Genomic DNA, 18169 nt, shown 5'->3' with positions numbered 1-18169 from the left:
GTTGGAATGCTTCTTGCCAATACCCCTGCAAGGCGCCTTTCGCGTCAAAAGATTGAATTGGCTGGGGAAAATACGTGGCAGTGGATCGCGCTCAACTCATTGGTGACGTACGCAGCAACCTGTCCGGGTTGCGCCACGGCAATCTGGGCATTCCGCTGCTGCTGCTGGTCATGCTCGCCATGGTCATGCTGCCGATCCCGCCGTTTCTGCTCGACGTCCTGTTCACCTTCAGCATCGCGCTGTCCATCGTCGTGCTGCTGGTGGCGATTTATGCCCTGCGCCCGCTGGATTTTGCCGTTTTCCCCACCGTCCTGCTGGCCGCGACCCTATTGCGCCTGGCACTGAACGTTGCCTCCACGCGGGTGGTCTTGCTGCATGGTCAGGAAGGTCATGACGCGGCGGGTAAAGTGATCCAGGCCTTCGGTGAGGTGGTGATTGGCGGCAACTACGTGGTCGGTGCCGTGGTGTTTGCCATCCTCATGATCATCAACTTCGTGGTGGTCACTAAAGGCGCCGGGCGCATTTCTGAAGTGAGTGCACGCTTCACCCTCGACGCCATGCCCGGCAAGCAGATGGCGATCGACGCGGATCTCAATGCCGGCCTGATTGATCAGGCTGAGGCGAAGAAGCGGCGTGCCGAAGTTTCCCAGGAGGCCGACTTCTATGGCTCCATGGACGGTGCCTCGAAGTTTGTGCGCGGCGATGCCATCGCCGGTCTTCTGATTCTCTTCATCAACCTGATCGGTGGCATGGCTATCGGTATCTTGCAGCATGACCTGGCGTTCGCCGAAGCGGGCCGTATCTACACCTTGCTGACCATCGGTGATGGACTGGTGGCGCAGATTCCTTCGCTGCTGCTGTCGACGGCTGCGGCCATCATGGTGACCCGCGTCTCTTCTTCGGAAGACATGGGGCAGCAGGTCAGCCGGCAGATGTTTGCCTCGCCTAAGGCGTTGGCTGTGTCGGCAGCGATCATGATCGCCATGGGCCTGGTGCCTGGGATGCCGCATTTCTCGTTCATCAGCCTCGGTCTGGTGGCTGCCGGTGCCGCCTACTGGATTGCCAACAAGCAGCGCAAGGTCAAGGAAGAGGAGGTCAAGGAGGTCAAGCGCCAGCAGGAGCTGCTGCCGGCGCAGAAGGCCCAGGAGGTCAAGGAGCTGGGCTGGGACGACGTGACCCCGGTGGACATGGTCGGCCTGGAGGTCGGCTACCGCCTGATCCCGCTGGTGGATCGCAACCAGGGTGGTCAGTTGCTCGCGCGGATCAAGGGCGTACGCAAGAAGCTGTCCCAGGAGATGGGCTTTCTGATGCCGTCAGTGCATATCCGCGACAACCTCGACCTGCTGCCCAATGCCTATCGCCTGACCCTGATGGGCGTCAGCGTGGCGGAGGCGGAGGTCTACCCGGAGCGTGAGCTGGCAATCAACCCCGGCCAGGTATTCGGCACACTCAACGGCATTGCCGCCAAGGATCCGGCGTTCGGCCTGGAGGCGGTGTGGATCGACCCGACCCAGCGCGACCAGGCGCAATCGCTGGGCTACACCGTGGTGGATGCCAGTACCGTGGTTGCCACCCACCTCAACCAGGTGTTGCACAAGCACGCCCATGAGCTGCTCGGTCATGAGGAGGTGCAGCAGCTGCTGCAACTGTTGGCCAAGAGCTCGCCGAAGCTGGCCGAAGAGCTGGTGCCGGGCATGGTTTCCCTGTCGACCCTGCTCAAGGTGCTGCAGACGCTGCTGGCCGAACAGGTGCCGGTGCGTGATATCCGCAGCATCGCCGAGGCGATCTCCAACGTCGCGAGCAAGAGTCAAGATCCCGCCGCGATGGTCGCTGCAGTCCGCGTCGCGCTCTCCCGTGCAATCGTGCAAAGCATTGTGGGACTAGAGCCGGAGCTGCCTGTGATTACCCTGGAACCCAGGTTGGAACAGTTATTGCTGAATAGCCTGCAGAAGGCCGGTCAGGGCTCCGAGGATGGCATCCTCCTCGAACCCGGCATGGCCGAGAAGCTGCAACGCTCCCTGGTGGAAGCGGCGCAGCGCCAGGAAATGCTCGGTAAGCCGGTGATCCTGCTGGTAGCCGGTCCGGTCCGGGCGATGCTGTCGCGATTCGCACGGCTCGCCGTGCCCAGCATGCATGTCCTGGCTTATCAGGAAATACCGGATAACAAGCAGGTCACGATCGTCGCCACGGTCGGCCAGAACTGAGGGTTCTAAGCCATGCAAGTCAAACGCTTCTTCGCCGCCGATATGCGTACCGCCATGAAGCTGGTGCGCGATGAACTGGGCGCCGATGCTGCCATTATCGGCAATCGCCGCGTGGCCGGCGGCGTGGAGCTGACCGCGGCGCTGGATTACCAGCCGGCTACCCCGGCGCGTACGCCCAACCCGGCCCTGGAGGCCGAGCTGCGCAAGACCCAGGCGAAGATCGCCAACGCTCAGGCGGAGCTGACCATTCGCGCGGTGGCTGACGAGCGCAAGGACCGCCAGCTGTTCGCCAACGAGTCGCTGATCGCGCCTGAACTGCCGGTCACTGCGGTCAAGGTGCAACGCCCGGTTGCCGCCGCCCAGTCGCAGCCGGCTCGTGCTGCGGCGGCGCCGGTCGATCAGCATGCCCTCGATGCCATGCGCTTCGAGCTGCACGGCTTGCGCGAGCTGATCGAAGTGCAGTTGGGTTCCATCGCCTGGGGCCAGTTGCAGAACCGCAAGCCACAGCAGGCCAACCTGTGGCGCCGCCTGCAGCGTATGGGCCTGCCTGCCGACCTGTCCAAGGCTTTGCTGGAGCGCGTGGCCAAGGTCGCTGAGCCGAAGCAGGCCTGGCGCATGCTGCTGGCTCACCTGGCCCATGCGATCAGGACCCCGGCGGTGGAGCCGCTGGAGGAGGGCGGGGTAATCGCGCTGGTCGGGCCGGCCGGCATGGGCAAGACCACCACGCTGGCCAAGATGGCGGCACGCTACGTGTTGAAATATGGCGCGCAGAGCATTGCCCTAGTCAGCATGGACTGCTTCCGCATTGGCGCCCAGGAGCAGATCAAGACCCTCGGTCGTATCCTCAACGTACCGGTGACTCAGGTTGAACCTGGGCAGTCGCTGGTTCAGGCGCTGGCGCCGCTGGCGCGCAAGAAAGTGATTCTGATCGACACCGCCGGCCTGCCGGGCAACGATCCGGCGCTGCGCCAGCAGCTGGACAGTCTGGCGGTGCGCGGCCTTAAGGCCAAGAACTATCTGGTTTTGGCAGCCACCAGCCAGGCTCAGGTGCTCAAGGCCGCTTACCACAGCTACAAGCACTGCGGCCTGGCCGGGTGCATCCTGAGCAAGGTTGACGAGGCGGCCAACCTTGGCGAGGTGCTGGGACTGGCTATCAGCCAGCATCTACCGGTAGCCTATCTGGCAGATGGGCCGAAGATTCCGGACGATTTGCAGGTGCCGCGCAGTCATCAGTTGGTGAGCCGTGCCGTGAGCCTGCAGACTGCTGAAGATCCGAGCGAAGAAGCCATGGCCGATATGTTCGCGGGCTTTTATCATCCGCGCCGTGCGGGGTAGGGCAGGCGACGGCGGACAAGGCGTTCTAGTGTGTAGGAAGGGGTCGGTGAAGTTGTCCGACCAGCCCAGACCAGGCAAGACAAGGTAAAGAGAAGAACATGGGTAGTATGCATCCCGTACAGGTGATCGCGGTGACTGGCGGCAAGGGCGGCGTCGGCAAGACCAATGTGTCGGTGAATCTGTCGCTGGCACTGGCCGACCTCGGTCGCCGGGTCATGCTGATGGACGCCGACCTCGGTCTTGCCAATGTCGACGTTCTGCTCGGACTGACCCCCAAGCGGACCCTGGCCGATGTGATTAACGGCGAGTGTGACCTCAAGGACGTACTGCTGCAGGGGCCCGGCGGCATCCGTATCGTGCCGGCGGCCTCGGGTACGCAGAGCATGGTGCAGCTGTCTCCGGTGCAGCATGCCGGGCTGATTCAGGCCTTCAGCGATATCAGTGACAACCTCGACGTGCTGGTGATCGATACGGCTGCCGGCATCGGTGATGGCGTGGTCAGCTTCGTGCGCGCCGCTCAGGAGGTGCTGGTGGTGGTCTGCGACGAGCCGACCTCGATCACCGACGCCTATGCACTGATCAAACTGCTCAATCGTGACTACGGCATGAGCCGTTTCCGCGTTCTGGCCAACATGGCCCACAGTCCGCAGGAAGGACGCAATCTGTTTGCTAAGCTGACCAAGGTAACCGATCGTTTTCTCGACGTGGCCTTGCAGTACGTCGGCGCCGTTCCCTACGACGAATCCGTCCGCAAGGCCGTGCAGAAACAGCGCGCGGTGTATGAAGCCTTCCCGCGCTCGAAGTGCGCACTGGCGTTCAAGGCGATTGCTCAGAAAGTTGACACGTGGCCACTCCCGGCCAATCCGCGTGGCCACTTGGAGTTTTTCGTCGAGCGTCTGGTGCAGCAGCCGATCGCGGGGACGGCGGTATGACAGCAGCCAGTGGACTTCGCATGTACAACAAGGCGCAGGCGCAGGACTCGCAGCACCAGTTGATCGAGCGCTACGCGCCTCTGGTCAAGCGCATCGCCTATCACCTGTTGGCACGCCTGCCGGCCAGCGTCCAGGTCGACGACCTGATGCAGGCAGGCATGATCGGTCTGCTGGAGGCGTCAAAAAAGTATGATGGCAGCAAGGGCGCGAGCTTTGAGACCTATGCCGGCATTCGCATCCGCGGTGCCATGCTCGACGAGGTACGCAAGGGGGATTGGGCGCCACGTTCGGTGCATCGCAATACCCGTATGGTCAGCGATGCCATTCGCGTGATCGAGGCTCGAACTGGAAGAGACGCTAAAGATCAAGAGGTTGCGGCCGAACTCCAATTGAGTCTCGAAGATTACTACGGCATTCTTGGCGATACTCTGGGCAGCCGCCTGTTCAGCTTCGATGATCTGGTTCAGGACGGCGAGCATGGCGGGCTGAGTGAGGATGTCGGCAGTAGTCACAGTGGGCCCTTGAGTGGCCTCGAGGACGAGCGATTCCAGGCGGCATTGGCCGACGCCATCGCCCATCTTCCAGAGCGTGAGCGATTGGTGTTGTCGCTTTACTACGACGAAGAACTGAATTTGAAGGAAATCGGCGAAGTCTTGGGGGTCAGCGAGTCCCGGGTCAGCCAGTTGCACAGCCAGTGTGCCGCGCGTTTGCGGGCCAGGCTGGGCGATTGGCGGGTCAGCTGAGCCAGCCGGTTCCATGATTTGCGACACTGTCGGAACACTGGCGGTGTTTAGACTGTACGGAGGTCGACTTGGACAAGAACATGAAAATCCTCATCGTTGACGATTTCTCGACGATGCGACGGATCATCAAGAACCTCCTGCGTGATCTGGGGTTCACCAATACTGCGGAAGCAGACGATGGCAATACGGCATTGCCGATGCTGCAAAGCGGCAGTTTCGATTTTCTGGTGACCGACTGGAACATGCCCGGTATGACCGGCATTGACCTGCTGCGTGCAGTGCGTGCTGACGAACGCCTGAAGACTCTGCCGGTGCTGATGGTCACTGCGGAAGCCAAGCGTGAACAGATCATCGAGGCGGCCCAGGCCGGCGTGAACGGCTATGTGGTCAAGCCGTTCACCGCCCAGGTGCTTAAGGAGAAGATCGAGAAGATCTTCGAACGGGTTAACGGCTGATGTCCGCCGCGAGGGCGCTATGGCACACGATGATTCACATCTGGGCGAACTCGAATCGACCCTGAAGCAACACGCCACCCAGCTCGTCGAAAGTCTCGAGAAGGGACGTTTCGGCGATGCGGTAGGTCTCATTCATGAGCTCAACAAAGCCCGTGATCATGGCCTTTACCAGGAGATCGGCAAACTCACGCGAGAGCTGCACAACGCGATCGTCAATTTTCAGATCGATCCGCACAATCCGCATGCCCAGGAAATCTCGCAGATTACCGATGCTACCGAGCGACTTTCCTATGTTGTGCAGATGACCGAGAAGGCCGCCAACCGCACCATGGACCTGGTCGAGCAGAGCGCTCCGCTGGTCAACGATCTGGGTGATGAAGCGAAGAGCCTGTCTGCCGAGTGGAGCAAGTTCATGCGTCGCGAGATGGGGGCCGATGCTTTCCGTGACCTCGCCAAGCGGATCGAGCTGTTCCTGGCGCGCAGCGAACGTGACAGTCAGAAACTCTCCGGGCAGTTGAACGACATCCTGCTGGCGCAGGACTTCCAGGATCTCACCGGGCAGGTGATCAAGCGCGTGACCCAGCTGGTCACCGAAGTGGAGCGCGATCTGCTCAAGCTGATGCTGATGGCCAGCCATGTTGATCGTTTCGCCGGCATCGAGCACAACATGGATGAGTTGCGCGCAGAGCAACAAAAACAAAAAGAGCCTTCCAGGGGTGAAGGTCCGCAGATACATGCCGATAAGCGTGAAGACGTCGCGTCCAGTCAGGACGATGTCGACGATCTGCTGTCCAGCCTTGGATTTTAGGGCTCTAACAGAGCCTTTGGAGCGCACCGATGAGCTTCGACGCCGATGAAGAAATCCTCCAGGACTTCCTGGTAGAGGCCGGCGAAATTCTTGAGTTGCTGTCCGAACAACTGGTCGAGCTGGAAAGCCGACCCGATGACATGGACCTGCTCAATGCCATTTTCCGCGGCTTCCACACCGTCAAGGGCGGTGCGGGCTTCCTCCAGCTCAACGAGTTGGTGGAGTGCTGCCACATCGCGGAAAACGTGTTCGACATCTTGCGCAAGGGCGAGCGCCGCGTTACCGCCGAGTTGATGGACGTGGTCCTGCAGGCGTTGGACTCGGTCAACGAGATGTTCAGCCAGGTGCGCGAACGCACCGAGCCGACTCCTGCGTCCCCCGAACTGCTGGCGGCGCTTTCGCGTCTGGCCGAGCCGGAGAGCGCCGAGGAGCTGGCCGCCGAAGCTGAGCCTGAGCCCGAGCCTGTCGCTGAGGCACCAGCGGGCGATGACGACATCACCGACAACGAATTCGAACAGCTGCTGGATGCCATCGACGAGCAGCCTGTGGCCGAAGTGCCGGCAGCAAGTGGCGGCGATGAGATCACCGACGACGAATTCGAGGCGCTGCTTGATCAGCTGCACGGCAAGGGCAAATTCGCTGGTCCTGCCGAGGAGGTCGTAGCTCCCGCCGTCCAGCCAGCCCCCGCAGCCCCGGCCGCGGGCGCCGGTGACGAGATCACTGACGACGAATTCGAAGCGCTGCTCGATCAACTGCACGGCAAGGGCAAGTTTACCGGCCCCGCCGAAGAGGCTGCTCCGGTCGTCAAGCCTGCTGCTCCGACTCCGGTCCAGGCGACTGGCGGTGATGACATCACCGACGACGAGTTCGAAGCCTTGCTCGATCAGTTGCATGGCAAGGGCAAGTTCACCGGCCCGGCCGAAGAGACCGTCGCCCCTGTTGCCGCCAAGCCTGCGGCTGCCGCGCCAGCACCGAAGGCTCCGCCGAAGAAGGCCGAGCCGGCCAAGCCGGCGGCAAAGCCGGTTGCCAAGCCCGAGCCGGCCAAGCCTGCGGTGGCTGCCCCGGCGCCTGCGGCTGGTGGGCCTGTAGCTGCCAGCGAAGCAGAAACCACCGTGCGGGTCGACACCGCCCGCCTGGACGAGATCATGAACATGGTCGGCGAGCTGGTGCTGGTGCGTAACCGTCTGGTACGCCTCGGTCTGAACAGTGGCGACGAAGCCATGGCCAAGGCGGTTTCCAACCTCGATGTGGTGACGGCGGACCTGCAGACTTCGGTCATGAAGACCCGTATGCAGCCGATCAAGAAAGTCTTTGGCCGCTTCCCGCGACTGGTTCGCGACCTGGCGCGTCAGTTGAAGAAAGAGATCAACCTGGAGCTGGTCGGGGAGGAAACCGACCTCGACAAGAACCTGGTCGAGGCTCTGGCCGATCCGCTGGTGCACCTGGTGCGCAACGCGGTCGACCATGGCATCGAGATGCCCGAAGAGCGCGAAGCTGCGGGTAAGTCGCGGTCTGGCCGTGTAGTGCTCTCCGCCGAGCAGGAGGGCGACCATATCCTGCTGTCGATCTCCGATGACGGCAAGGGCATGGACTCCGAGATTCTTCGCGCCAAGGCCGTCGAGAAAGGCCTGATGGACAAGGATGCGGCGGATCGCCTGAGCGAGACCGAGTGTTTCAACCTGATCTTTGCCCCGGGCTTCTCGACCAAGACCGAGATTTCCGACGTATCCGGCCGCGGTGTAGGCATGGATGTGGTGAAGACCAAGATCTCCCAGCTCAACGGCATCATCGACGTGCACTCGGCAAAGGGCCAGGGCTCGAAGATCATCATCAAGGTGCCGCTGACCCTGGCGATCATGCCGACGCTGATGGTAATGCTCGGTAATCAGGCTTTTGCGTTCCCGCTGGTCAACGTCAACGAGATCTTCCATCTCGATCTGTCACGTACCAACGTGGTGGACGGTCAGGAAGTGGTCATCGTGCGCGACAAGGCGTTGCCGCTGTTCTACCTCAAGCGTTGGCTGGTCACTGGTGCCAGCTTCGATGAGCAGCAGCGCGAGGGGCATGTGGTGATTCTCACCGTTGGTAGCCAACGCATCGGCTTCGTGGTCGATCAACTGGTGGGCCAGGAGGAAGTGGTGATCAAGCCTTTGGGCAAGATGCTGCAGGGCACCCCAGGCATGTCTGGCGCTACCATTACCGGTGACGGGCGCATTGCCCTTATCCTCGACGTGCCGAGCATGCTCAAGCGCTACGCGCGTCGCATCTGATCGTTCGCGGCCGGTCAGACCGGTCGCTCTGGAGTGTTTATGGCAGTCAAGGTCCTGGTGGTGGATGATTCCGGCTTTTTCCGCCGCCGGGTCTCGGAGATTCTCTCCGCCGACCCCAATATCCAGGTTGTGGGTACCGCTACCAATGGCCGTGAGGCGATCGATCAGGCTCAGGCACTGAAGCCTGATGTGATCACGATGGACTACGAGATGCCGATGATGGACGGCATCACTGCCGTCAGGAACATCATGCAGTCCTGCCCGACACCGGTGCTGATGTTCTCTTCCCTTACCCACGAGGGTGCCCGGGTTACCCTGGATGCGCTGGATGCGGGGGCGGTGGATTACCTGCCGAAGAACTTCGAGGACATCTCGCGCAATCCGGAGAAGGTCAAGGCGCTGTTGTGCGAGAAGGTTCATAGCATCGCCCGCAGTAACCGCCGTTTCAGTACCTTCAGCCCTCCAAGCGCCCCGGCAGCTGCCACTCCGACTGCCCGCAGCGCAGCACCTGCTCCGGCAGGCCGTCCGAGCCCGGCTTCGCCTGCGGCGACATCCAGCGCGGCTGCGCCCAAGCGCAAGTCATACAAGCTGGTGGCGATCGGTACTTCCACGGGTGGCCCTGTGGCCCTGCAGCGGGTGTTGACTCAGCTGCCGGCCAGCTTTCCGGCGCCGATCGTCTTGATCCAGCACATGCCGGCGGCCTTCACCAAGGCATTTGCCGAGCGCCTGGACAAACTCTGTCGGATCACCGTCAAGGAGGCCGAGGACGGTGATCTGCTGCGTCCCGGCCTGGCGTTGTTGGCCCCGGGGGGCAAGCAGATGATGGTCGACGCGCGGGGTGTGGTGAAAATTCTGCCTGGCGACGAGCGCCTCAACTACAAACCCTGTGTCGACATCACCTTCGGCTCGGCCGCCAAGTCGTTCAGCGACAAGGTTCTGGCCGTAGTGCTCACCGGCATGGGCGCCGATGGGCGCGAAGGCGCGCGTCTGCTAAAGCAGAGCGGTAGCCAGGTGTGGGCTCAGGATGAAGCCAGCTGTGTGATCTACGGCATGCCCATGGCGGTGGTAAAGGCCAACCTGGCTGATGCAGTTTACAGTCTCGACGATATCGGCCGGCATCTGGCCGAGGCCTGTATCTGATGGATGTACTGAGCCTTATCGGCGTCATCCTGGCGTTTGTCGCCATTATCGGCGGCAACTACCTGGAGGGCGGCCACGCCGGTGCGCTGGTTAATGGTCCGGCAGCGCTGATCGTGATTGGCGGGACCCTGGGTGCGGCTTTTATCCAGGCACCGATGAATGTATTCAAGCGAGCCCTGGCAATCCTCAGTTGGATCGTATTTCCACCTCGAATTGATCTTGTCGGCGGGATCAACAGTGTGGTCAGTTGGAGTATGACTGCCCGTAAGGAAGGTCTGCTGGGGCTGGAGTCCGTGGCGGATGCCGAGCCTGACCCTTATGCCCGCAAGGGCTTGCAGCTGCTGGTCGATGGTGCTGAACCGGAAGCCATTCGCAGCATCCTCGAGGTTGACCTCTACACTCAGGAGGCTCGCGACATTCAGGCTGCCAAGGTCTTCGAGAGCATGGGCGGCTATGCGCCGACCATCGGCATCATCGGCGCGGTGATGGGCCTGATCCATGTGATGGGCAACTTGGCCGACCCCAGCAAGCTGGGTAGCGGTATTGCGGTCGCATTCGTTGCGACCATCTATGGCGTCGCCCTTGCCAATCTGCTCTTGCTGCCGATCGGTAACAAGATCAAGGCCATCGCCATGCGCCAGTCGCGTTATCGCGAGATGCTACTGGAAGGTATTCTGTCGATTGCCGAAGGTGAGAATCCACGCTCCATCGAGCTGAAGCTGCAGGGCTTCATGGATTGACCCATGGCCCGCCGGCGCAATCACGAAGAGCATGAGAACCACGAACGCTGGCTGGTGTCCTACGCGGACTTCATCACTCTGCTGTTCGCCTTTTTCGTGGTGATGTACTCGATCTCCTCGATCAACGAGGGCAAGTACAAGGTCCTGTCCGAAAGTCTGGTGGGCGTATTCAGCGAGCCGGAAAGGGCGATCAAGCCCATTCCGATCGGTGATGAGAAACCGCGAACCACCGAACCTGACCGTTCGATGATCGAGGACAACCCCAACAGCAGTACCTCCAGCGATGAGCAGAACGACCCGCTTGAGCAGATCGCCAGCAGCATGCGCGATGCCTTCGGTGACCTGATTGCCTCCGAACAGTTGACCGTGCGCGGTAACGAGTTGTGGGTTGAAATCGAGTTGAACTCCAGCCTGCTGTTTCCCAGTGGCGATGCGGTGCCTAACGAAATGGCCTTCACCCTGATCGAGAAGGTGGCGAAGATCCTCGCGCCTTACGAGAATCCGGTGCATGTCGAGGGTTTCACCGACAATTTGCCGATCAGTACCGCGCAGTACCCGAGCAACTGGGAGCTTTCGTCGGCGCGGGCCGCCAGCATCGTGCGCATGTTGGCCATGGATGGCGTGAACCCAGGGCGAATGGCGGCTGTTGGCTATGGCGAATTTCAGCCGGTGGCGGACAACGCCACTGCGGAAGGGCGCGCACGCAATCGCCGGGTAGTGCTGGTGGTGTCGCGTAATCTCGATGTGCGCCGTAGCATCAGTGGTGTTGGCAGTAGCAACGCCAAGGCCGACCCTGCGCTCCAGCGTGCTGGCACGCAACCTGCACCGGCACAGCCAGTGGCGGTGCCAACAGCTGGTTCCGCCAATATTCCGACGCCCGCACCCTGAGGCGTCACCCAGTTCTCGGCAGGGGCGGCCAGGCCGGGAGGACCAAGAAAATGAAAGTCTGGGCAGTAGCCAATCAAAAAGGTGGGGTCGGCAAGACCACCACATCCATTGCTCTGGCAGGTCTGTTGGCCGATGCTGGAAAGCGCGTGGTGGTGGTCGATCTCGATCCGCACGGATCGATGACCAGCTATTTTGGCCATGATCCGGACACCCTGGAGCACAGCAATTTTGATTTGTTCCTGCATCAGGGCAACGTGCCGCAGGGGCTGCCGGCCAGTCTGCTGATGCCTACCAGTCACGAGAACATCTCCTTGCTGCCTTCCAGCACTGCGCTGGCTACTCTAGAGCGCCAGTCGCCGGGGCAGAATGGGCTGGGGCTGGTGATCGCCAAAAGTCTGGCGCAGCTCTGGGAAAGATTCGATCACGCCATTATCGACAGTCCGCCTTTGCTGGGTGTGTTGATGGTCAATGCGCTGGCTGCCAGTCAGCAGCTGGTGATTCCTGTCCAGACTGAGTTCCTGGCGGTGAAGGGGCTGGAGCGCATGGTCAGCACCCTTAACATGGTCAATCGCTCGCGCAAGCAACCTTTGCCCTACACCATCGTGCCGACCCTGTTCGATCGCCGCACCCAGGCTTCGCTGAATACCTTGCGGGTATTGCGCAACGCCTACCCCGACCACCTCTGGCAGGCGTATGTGCCGGTAGATACACGTTTGCGTGACGCCAGCCGGGCAGGGCTGACGCCTTCGCAATTCGATGGCAACAGCCGCGGGGTGATCGCCTACCGCGCGCTGCTCAAGCACCTGCTGGCGGCCCAGCCTGCCACCCAGGTGGCCTGAGAGTTCGGACTATGCTGAGTAGGCAGGCTCAAGTCCCGCACGGGGCCTGCCGATAGGCTGTACAGACTTCTTTCGTGGATTACCTTATGAGTCGCACCGCAACCACCGTCACGCGCCCCCAGCAGGCCCTGCAGTCCTATCTGGACGCGCTGCTACAGGAGGCCGCTGTCGAGCTGGAGGGTAGTGTTGCACTCGACGAGTTCGAGGCCGCAGTCCTCGAAGAGCAGGTGCGTGATGCTCGGCGGGTGGAAGCCAAACCAGTGCTCGCCAGGCCGCTGGCGCTGGCCGAGGCCAAGCCGCAGGTGCTGCCAACCATTGATCTGCGTCTGCCGGAAGTACCGCCCCAGCCCGAAGTCGTCGTGCCTGAGCCGATCGTGGTCGCCACGCCGGAGGTTGTGGTAGCGGTCGAGCCGGCGCCTAAACCGGCTGCGGTGAGTCTGGATGGGCGCCCGAGCTGGGCCGATGAGCCTTTCGAGTGTTTGCTCTTCGATGTCGCGGGTCTCACCCTGGCGGTGCCGCTGGTGTGCCTGGGCACCATTTACCCGCTGGCCGACGCGGAGCTCACGCCGCTGTTCGGCCAGCCTGACTGGTTCCTTGGCATACTGCCGAGCCAGGCGGGCAACCTGAAAGTCCTGGATACCGCGCGCTGGGTGATGCCCGAACGCTATCGCGATGATTTCCGCGAGGGGCTGCAGTATGTAATCTCCGTGCAGGGCTACGAGTGGGGGCTGGCCGTGCATCAGGTCAGCCGCTCAATCCGCCTGGAGCCGAGCGAGATCAAATGGCGTAGCCAGCGCTCGCAGCGCCCCTGGCTGGCCGGTACGGTGATCGAACACATGTGTGCGTTGCTCGACGTCTCGGCCCTGGCCGAGCTGATTGCCAGCGGCGCTACGCGCAACGGAGCCGTCCGCCCGCATTGATGCGGCGGAGGTTCTATAGTTAACGACAAGCGGGCATACCCGCCAACGCCGCCGAGGGCGGCACTAGACCGAGGCTAGGGACATGAAGAAAACGTCAGCGCAAGGTTCCGAAGATCCTATCCTGCAGTGGGTGACCTTCCGCCTGGATAACGAGACCTACGGCATCAACGTGATGCAGGTGCAGGAAGTCCTGCGCTACACCGAGATCGCCCCGGTTCCGGGGGCGCCGGCCTATGTGCTGGGCATCATCAACCTTCGCGGTAACGTGGTCACCGTGATCGACACCCGTCAGCGCTTCGGCCTGTCCTCGGCGCCGGTCACCGACAATACCCGCATCGTCATCATCGAGGCGGACAAGCAGGTGGTTGGCATCCTGGTCGACAGCGTTGCCGAAGTGGTCTATCTGCGTCAGTCCGAGGTGGAAACCGCGCCGAACGTAGGCAACGAGGAGTCGGCCAAGTTCATCCAGGGTGTGTGCAACAAGAACGGCGAGCTGCTCATCCTGGTCGAGCTGGACAAGATGATGAGCGAGGAAGAGTGGTCCGAGCTGGAGAGCATCTGACCCATGCTGGAGATCGCGGTGGCCGTGCTCGGCCTGTTCTGCGTGCTGCTTGGCGGCTTCACCTACCAGTTGGCGCTGAAGCTGCGCCAGCAGGCCGAGCTGCAGAAGGAGCGCGATGCTTTCCGCGATCAGCGCCTGAAAGAACTGGGCAAGCGTCTGGATGCCTATCTTACTGGCAGCATCCGCATGGGCGAAGAGTTGCACGAGCTGCGTCGGGTGGTGGCGCCGCTGCCCGACAAGCTCAATCAGATGGAGCAGCGTGATCCTTCCAGCCTGTCTTTCACCCAGGCCGCACGCCTGGTGGGGATGGGGGCCAGCGTGGATGACCTGACACACTCCTGCGGCCTGACCCAGGCCGAGGCCGAACTGGTCAGTCGTCTGCACAAGGCGCCCAAACAGCGTTCCTGAGCCCTTACTCCTTTCGGTTCTCAGTTCTCGACCGTGCGACGCTAAGCGTTCCAAGCGCGTGGCCTCACTGTGCCTAACCTGAGTACAGGGGGATGGCTTCTTGAGGAGGTCCGCCATGCGTCTTGCGTTGATGTTGCTGCTGTGCCTGGGCGTGCCGAGCGTCGGCGCCAGCGAGGCGCCTCTATCGGTCAAGGGTGCCACGACGATTAATGCCGTGCAGGCACGTCAGCTCTACGAGTTCGGTGTTCTCTTCATCGATGTGCGGCCGGCCCGCGAGTGGGGCTGGGGACATGTGCATGGGGCGTTGCACCTGGCGCTGGACCAGCGCTTCGATGAGCTGGCCAATCCCGATTGGCCGCGTGCCATGCCGATGGTCCTGTATTGCGACAGCGAGGTTTGCCCGCACAGCGCGGAGGCTGCACGCCGCGCCGTGGACTGGGGCTTCCAGCAGGTCTATTACTTCCGCTCCGGTTACTTCGCCTGGCAGTTGCTTGACTTCCCGCAGGGCAAGGGCAGTGAAGGCGAGATGTTCGCCTTCAACCTCGGGGCGCCGGCGGCCGCGGCTGGGGTGGCGCAGGACTGACGTCGCGCTCCGTTGGCTCTTCGACGAAACCCTCCGGGCGTTTGCCCTTGAGGTACCAGGCGAAGGCGATGATCTCCGCAATGGTGCGGTACAGCGGCTCCGGAATCGCGTCACCCAGCTCCAGGCGCGCCAGCAGGCGTACCAGCTCGGCATTCTCGTAGATCGGCACCTCGTATTCGCGGGCGATGGCCAGGATGGCCTCGGCCAGTTCGTCGTCGCCCTTGGCGGTCAGGCTGGGGGTGCTGGCGCCGTCGTAGGAGAGGGCGATGGCCTGGCGGGGTGCCTTTTTGTCGTGCTTCATGCGGTCTCGTCCACCCAGCGCTGTTCCAGATGGGTTTTCGGCCCCTGCGGTGGCATGCCTTGGCGGCAACTCAGCTCGCCGACCTCCAGGCCGGCGCCGAGCAGGCGCTGGCGCAGGTTGTCCAGCTCCTGGTCGATCAGCAGCGCAGTTTCGGCACGCTCGGCCCACAACTGGCTGGACAGGCTGCCGCGCAGCAGCTGCGCCTGTACTTGCAGCGGTCCCAGTGGGGCGAGGTCGAACGCCAGGTCGATGCGCCACAAAACCTCCTTCTGCTCCTTGCGCTTCTCCGCGCCGGACTCCTCACGTTGCAGCTTGACCTGTAGGGGGACGACGTCGTGCTGATTGCGCATTGGCAGCTCCAGCTGCCAGGTCGTCAGCAGGTTGCCCTCCGGGGTCAGCTGGCTTTGCGCCAGGCTGGACAACTGGTGTGTCTGCAGGCGCGACACCGCGGCTGCAGCCAGCTTGAGCAGCGTCTCCAGATCGGCTTCCTCGTCCATCGACTGCAGGAGGCGCGAGGGCAGGGGGAAGCTCATGGCTTGCTGGCGCAGGCTGGCCTGGCCGAGCGCGCCGAGTGCATTGCGGACGAAGGCGGGCAGCGCCTGTGCCAAGGCGTTACCGGCACTGGTCGCTGGCAGCGCGGCTGCACCGGGTAGGCTGGGCAGAAGCTGGGCGACCAGGCGCAGCAGGTTGGCCTTGAGGTCCTGTGGCAGTTGCTGGGTTTGCCCGCTCAGCAGCTTGGCTTCGAGAAACACGCCGCTCTGCTCCATGGCTTTGGCCAATCCGTCGGCGCTGCCCAGTTGCTTGCCGTCCGGCAGCAGACCGAGCAGCTTGTCGATGCTGTTGCGCAGCTCGGCTGGCAGGCCGTCCTGCCGGGCCATGCCCTGCAGGCCCTTGAACAGGCCTTCCAGTGAGCCCTGGCGGCCCTGCTGAGCGGCCAGCTGTTGGCCCAGTACCAACTGATCCAGACGGCCGCTCAAGGGAAGGAATCCGAGGTTCTGGCTACCTTGTACCTGGGCGGTGAGCAGGCTGCCCAGTGGCAGGGGCAGGGGGGTCTCGATGCTCAGCTTGCTGCCGGCCAGTGGCGTGTTGAGCAGGCTGACCACCACCCGATAGATCGCTTGCTGAGCCTTGAGCTGGGCGATCAGCTCGCGGGATTCGACTTTGCCCTGCAGCAAGGTGCCGACCGGTAACTGCTCCAGGTCCAGGCTGGTCAGCAGGCGTGTATCGCCGCCCTGCATGGCCAGCGCCAGGCGCGTCTCGGAGAGTGCCGTGACTGCCAGTGCCGTGCCCTGGGCCAGCGGTCGCGGGCTGCTGGCTTCCAGAGTCGCCTGCTTGCCACTGTCCAGCGTCAGCTTGAGCAGCAGCTGGAAGCTTTGTGCGGTTTCCTTCGCCGCCACCACCTCGGCCTTGGCGGTTTCTCCGGCGGCGAGCAGGCCGTCCAGCGGCTGCAGCAGCTTTACCGCCAGATCCGCGGCGCTGACCGGGGCGGGGCGACCGGCCGGCGGCGTCACGGGAAGTGGGCGAGGACTGCTGATTTCTGCCATGGCCGGGTCACACCCTGTCAAAAAGCCAGCTTCGGGGGGCGAAGTCCGGCATGTATAATCCCGCCCCGTTCGGGCTGGCTGTACGGTCAACTTGCCCCAGTATAGCGGCCAGCCCCCCTCCGACTTGAACCCCTCCGGGATGCCATACAGTGACCAATCCGCGACTCCAAGCCGTTGCCCTCGCCTGTGAGCGGGATTGGCGCCTGTTGTTCGAGGGGCTGGAGCTGGACCTGGGCGGCGGTACCCTGTTGCAGGTGGCCGGTCCTAATGGCAGTGGCAAGACCAGCCTGCTGCGCCTGCTGGCGGGGCTGATGCAGCCTACGGCCGGAGAGGTCCTGCTCAATGACAGGCCGCTGGCGAAGCTGGGTGGCGAGTTGGGCAGTCGCTTGCTGTGGATCGGCCACGCTGCCGGCATCAAAGGGCTGCTCACTGCCGAGGAAAATCTTGCCTGGCTCTGTGCGCTGCACCGCCCGGCCAGCCGTGAGGCGATCTGGCAGGCTCTTGCGGCGGTCGGCCTGCGCGGTTTCGAGGATGTGCCCTGTCATACCCTGTCGGCCGGCCAGCAGCGCCGCGTCGCGCTCGCCAGGCTGTACCTGGATGCACCGCCGCTGTGGATCCTCGATGAGCCTTTCACCGCACTGGACAAGCAGGGGGTGGCGCAGTTGGAAGCGCACCTGGCCGAGCACTGCGAGCGTGGCGGACTGGTCGTGCTCACCACTCACCATACGCTGCAGCAGGTTCCATCCGGCTATCGCGTTCTCGATCTGGGGCAGCGCCGCGCATGAACAGCGTTTTCCTCCTGCTGCTGGCTCGCGAGTCGCGTCTGCTGTTCCGGCGACCGGCCGAACTGGCCAACCCGCTGGTGTTCTTTGCCATCGTCATCGCCCTGTTCCCGCTGGCGGTCGGTCCCGAGACCAATCTGTTACAGACCTTGTCGCCGGGGCTGATCTGGGTGGCGGCGCTGTTGGCCGTGTTGCTCTCGCTGGACGGGCTTTTCCGCAGTGATTTCGAGGATGGCTCGCTGGAACAGTGGGTCCTTTCGTCGCACCCGCTGCCTCTTCTGGTGCTGGCCAAGGTACTGGCACACTGGCTTTTCTCGGGCCTGGCGCTGGTACTGCTGGCGCCGCTCTTGGCGCTGATGCTGGGTTTGCCCGGCCGCTGCCTGCCGGTGCTGCTCGGCTCGCTGCTGCTGGGCACCCCGGTGCTGAGCCTGCTTGGCGCCGTCGGTGCGGCGCTGACTGTCGGACTCAAACGCGGCGGCCTTCTGCTGGCGCTGTTGATTCTGCCGCTGTACATCCCGGTGCTGATTCTTGGTACCGGGGCATTGCAAGCGGCACTGCAAGGATTGCCGGCAGCCGGTCACCTGTTGTGGCTGGCCAGCCTGACCGCTTTGGCGGTCACCCTGACACCTTTTGCAATCGGCGCCGGGCTGAAGATCAGCATCGGCGAATAAGAACGGACCGTGACGTCAGACCGGACTGTGTCCGGTGGCGTTGA

Annotated in this window: 19 protein-coding genes; 17 read left to right on the top strand and 2 right to left on the bottom strand. The window is 62.8% G+C overall.

The genetic code is table 11. The features are described from left to right. Positions 1-80 precede the first annotated feature (80 nt). The 15 genes from flhA to ACOAPY_RS12185 all read left to right on the top strand — a co-directional run bounded on the left by flhA (position 81) and on the right by ACOAPY_RS12185 (position 14827). Complete coding sequence (gene flhA / locus ACOAPY_RS12255) at positions 81-2204, top strand: flagellar biosynthesis protein FlhA (protein ID WP_465156796.1); 2124 nt, start codon at positions 81-83, stop codon at positions 2202-2204. A 12-nt stretch (positions 2205-2216) separates the two neighbouring features. Next, the gene (gene flhF, locus ACOAPY_RS12250; protein WP_076578422.1) at positions 2217-3539 is read left to right on the top strand and encodes a flagellar biosynthesis protein FlhF; all 1323 of its coding nucleotides are present in this window, start codon (positions 2217-2219) and stop codon (positions 3537-3539) included. Positions 3540-3637: 98 nt separating this feature from the next. Beyond that, a complete protein-coding gene (fleN, locus tag ACOAPY_RS12245; RefSeq protein WP_021702592.1) occupies positions 3638-4471 on the top strand; it encodes a flagellar synthesis regulator FleN in 834 nt (277 codons plus the stop codon). Beyond that, positions 4468-5214, top strand: a complete 747-nt coding sequence (fliA, locus tag ACOAPY_RS12240; RefSeq protein ID WP_237045007.1) for an RNA polymerase sigma factor FliA — start codon at positions 4468-4470, stop codon at positions 5212-5214. The genes fleN and fliA overlap by 4 nt, the downstream gene beginning before the upstream one ends. A gap of 80 nt (positions 5215-5294) precedes the next feature. Continuing rightward, the gene (locus ACOAPY_RS12235; RefSeq protein WP_169920072.1) at positions 5295-5669 is read left to right on the top strand and encodes a chemotaxis response regulator CheY; all 375 of its coding nucleotides are present in this window, start codon (positions 5295-5297) and stop codon (positions 5667-5669) included. 19 nt (positions 5670-5688) lie between these two features. Next, on the top strand, positions 5689-6477 hold the full coding sequence (locus ACOAPY_RS12230; protein ID WP_076578426.1) for a protein phosphatase CheZ: 789 nt from the start codon (positions 5689-5691) through the stop codon (positions 6475-6477). Positions 6478-6506: 29 nt separating this feature from the next. Then, on the top strand, positions 6507-8747 hold the full coding sequence (locus ACOAPY_RS12225) for a chemotaxis protein CheA (RefSeq protein WP_465153443.1): 2241 nt from the start codon (positions 6507-6509) through the stop codon (positions 8745-8747). Positions 8748-8786: 39 nt separating this feature from the next. Beyond that, positions 8787-9887 carry a protein-glutamate methylesterase/protein-glutamine glutaminase gene (locus tag ACOAPY_RS12220; RefSeq protein WP_465153442.1) on the top strand — a complete coding sequence of 367 codons (1101 nt, stop codon included), beginning with the start codon at positions 8787-8789 and terminating at the stop codon, positions 9885-9887. Beyond that, a complete protein-coding gene (locus ACOAPY_RS12215) occupies positions 9887-10627 on the top strand; it encodes a flagellar motor protein (protein WP_076578432.1) in 741 nt (246 codons plus the stop codon). The genes ACOAPY_RS12220 and ACOAPY_RS12215 overlap by 1 nt, the downstream gene beginning before the upstream one ends. Before the next feature lie 3 nt (positions 10628-10630). Beyond that, the gene (gene motD, locus ACOAPY_RS12210) at positions 10631-11515 is read left to right on the top strand and encodes a flagellar motor protein MotD (protein ID WP_076578434.1); all 885 of its coding nucleotides are present in this window, start codon (positions 10631-10633) and stop codon (positions 11513-11515) included. Positions 11516-11565: 50 nt separating this feature from the next. Then, positions 11566-12354, top strand: a complete 789-nt coding sequence (locus ACOAPY_RS12205; protein WP_237045011.1) for a ParA family protein — start codon at positions 11566-11568, stop codon at positions 12352-12354. Positions 12355-12440: 86 nt separating this feature from the next. Then, a complete protein-coding gene (locus ACOAPY_RS12200) occupies positions 12441-13274 on the top strand; it encodes a CheW domain-containing protein (RefSeq protein ID WP_237045012.1) in 834 nt (277 codons plus the stop codon). A gap of 82 nt (positions 13275-13356) precedes the next feature. Next, positions 13357-13836 carry a chemotaxis protein CheW gene (locus tag ACOAPY_RS12195; protein WP_021702582.1) on the top strand — a complete coding sequence of 160 codons (480 nt, stop codon included), beginning with the start codon at positions 13357-13359 and terminating at the stop codon, positions 13834-13836. Between the two features lie 3 nt (positions 13837-13839). After that, positions 13840-14244 (top strand): DUF2802 domain-containing protein, encoded by a 405-nt coding sequence (locus tag ACOAPY_RS12190; protein WP_237045013.1) that lies wholly within the window; start codon positions 13840-13842, stop codon positions 14242-14244. Between the two features lie 115 nt (positions 14245-14359). Further along, entirely contained in the window at positions 14360-14827 is a 468-nt protein-coding gene (locus tag ACOAPY_RS12185; RefSeq protein ID WP_465153441.1) for a rhodanese-like domain-containing protein, read from the top strand. Here ACOAPY_RS12185 and ACOAPY_RS12180 read toward each other — a convergent pair. Together ACOAPY_RS12180 and fliK are read right to left on the bottom strand one after the other, a co-directional pair. Then, positions 14781-15128 carry an EscU/YscU/HrcU family type III secretion system export apparatus switch protein gene (locus tag ACOAPY_RS12180; RefSeq protein ID WP_465153440.1) on the bottom strand — a complete coding sequence of 116 codons (348 nt, stop codon included), beginning with the start codon at positions 15126-15128 and terminating at the stop codon, positions 14781-14783. The genes ACOAPY_RS12185 and ACOAPY_RS12180 overlap by 47 nt on opposite strands. After that, positions 15125-16672, bottom strand: a complete 1548-nt coding sequence (gene fliK, locus ACOAPY_RS12175; protein WP_465153439.1) for a flagellar hook-length control protein FliK — start codon at positions 16670-16672, stop codon at positions 15125-15127. Before fliK ends, ACOAPY_RS12180 begins: the two co-directional genes overlap by 4 nt. Before the next feature lie 149 nt (positions 16673-16821). On the opposite strand from fliK, the gene ccmA reads away from it, so the two are divergent. After that, positions 16822-17457, top strand: a complete 636-nt coding sequence (gene ccmA, locus ACOAPY_RS12170) for a cytochrome c biogenesis heme-transporting ATPase CcmA (RefSeq protein ID WP_465153438.1) — start codon at positions 16822-16824, stop codon at positions 17455-17457. Continuing rightward, positions 17454-18125 carry a heme exporter protein CcmB gene (gene ccmB, locus ACOAPY_RS12165; protein WP_076578445.1) on the top strand — a complete coding sequence of 224 codons (672 nt, stop codon included), beginning with the start codon at positions 17454-17456 and terminating at the stop codon, positions 18123-18125. The genes ccmA and ccmB overlap by 4 nt, the downstream gene beginning before the upstream one ends. Positions 18126-18169 lie beyond the last annotated feature (44 nt).

This window comes from Pseudomonas stagnisoli, assembly GCF_048595745.1.
Taxonomy (GTDB): Bacteria; Pseudomonadota; Gammaproteobacteria; order Pseudomonadales; family Pseudomonadaceae; genus Aquipseudomonas; species Aquipseudomonas alcaligenes_A.
The sequence above is the reverse complement of the archived record's forward strand: the minus strand, read 5'-3'. Positions and strand labels throughout refer to the sequence as shown.

Excerpts from the sequence above, each read along its gene's own strand:
- flhF (WP_076578422.1), top strand. The coding sequence starts at position 2,217 with ATGCAAGTCAAACGCTTCTTCGCCGCCGATATGCGTACCGCCATGAAG.
- fleN (WP_021702592.1), top strand. The coding sequence starts at position 3,638 with ATGGGTAGTATGCATCCCGTACAGGTGATCGCGGTGACTGGCGGCAAG.
- fliA (WP_237045007.1), top strand. The coding sequence starts at position 4,468 with ATGACAGCAGCCAGTGGACTTCGCATGTACAACAAGGCGCAGGCGCAG.
- ACOAPY_RS12235 (WP_169920072.1), top strand. The coding sequence starts at position 5,295 with ATGAAAATCCTCATCGTTGACGATTTCTCGACGATGCGACGGATCATC.
- ACOAPY_RS12230 (WP_076578426.1), top strand. The coding sequence starts at position 5,689 with ATGGCACACGATGATTCACATCTGGGCGAACTCGAATCGACCCTGAAG.
- ACOAPY_RS12225 (WP_465153443.1), top strand. The coding sequence starts at position 6,507 with ATGAGCTTCGACGCCGATGAAGAAATCCTCCAGGACTTCCTGGTAGAG.
- ACOAPY_RS12220 (WP_465153442.1), top strand. The coding sequence starts at position 8,787 with ATGGCAGTCAAGGTCCTGGTGGTGGATGATTCCGGCTTTTTCCGCCGC.
- ACOAPY_RS12215 (WP_076578432.1), top strand. The coding sequence starts at position 9,887 with ATGGATGTACTGAGCCTTATCGGCGTCATCCTGGCGTTTGTCGCCATT.
- motD (WP_076578434.1), top strand. The coding sequence starts at position 10,631 with ATGGCCCGCCGGCGCAATCACGAAGAGCATGAGAACCACGAACGCTGG.
- ACOAPY_RS12205 (WP_237045011.1), top strand. The coding sequence starts at position 11,566 with ATGAAAGTCTGGGCAGTAGCCAATCAAAAAGGTGGGGTCGGCAAGACC.
- ACOAPY_RS12200 (WP_237045012.1), top strand. The coding sequence starts at position 12,441 with ATGAGTCGCACCGCAACCACCGTCACGCGCCCCCAGCAGGCCCTGCAG.
- ACOAPY_RS12195 (WP_021702582.1), top strand. The coding sequence starts at position 13,357 with ATGAAGAAAACGTCAGCGCAAGGTTCCGAAGATCCTATCCTGCAGTGG.
- ACOAPY_RS12190 (WP_237045013.1), top strand. The coding sequence starts at position 13,840 with ATGCTGGAGATCGCGGTGGCCGTGCTCGGCCTGTTCTGCGTGCTGCTT.
- ACOAPY_RS12185 (WP_465153441.1), top strand. The coding sequence starts at position 14,360 with ATGCGTCTTGCGTTGATGTTGCTGCTGTGCCTGGGCGTGCCGAGCGTC.
- ACOAPY_RS12180 (WP_465153440.1), bottom strand. The coding sequence starts at position 15,128 with ATGAAGCACGACAAAAAGGCACCCCGCCAGGCCATCGCCCTCTCCTAC.
- fliK (WP_465153439.1), bottom strand. The coding sequence starts at position 16,672 with ATGGCAGAAATCAGCAGTCCTCGCCCACTTCCCGTGACGCCGCCGGCC.
- ccmB (WP_076578445.1), top strand. The coding sequence starts at position 17,454 with ATGAACAGCGTTTTCCTCCTGCTGCTGGCTCGCGAGTCGCGTCTGCTG.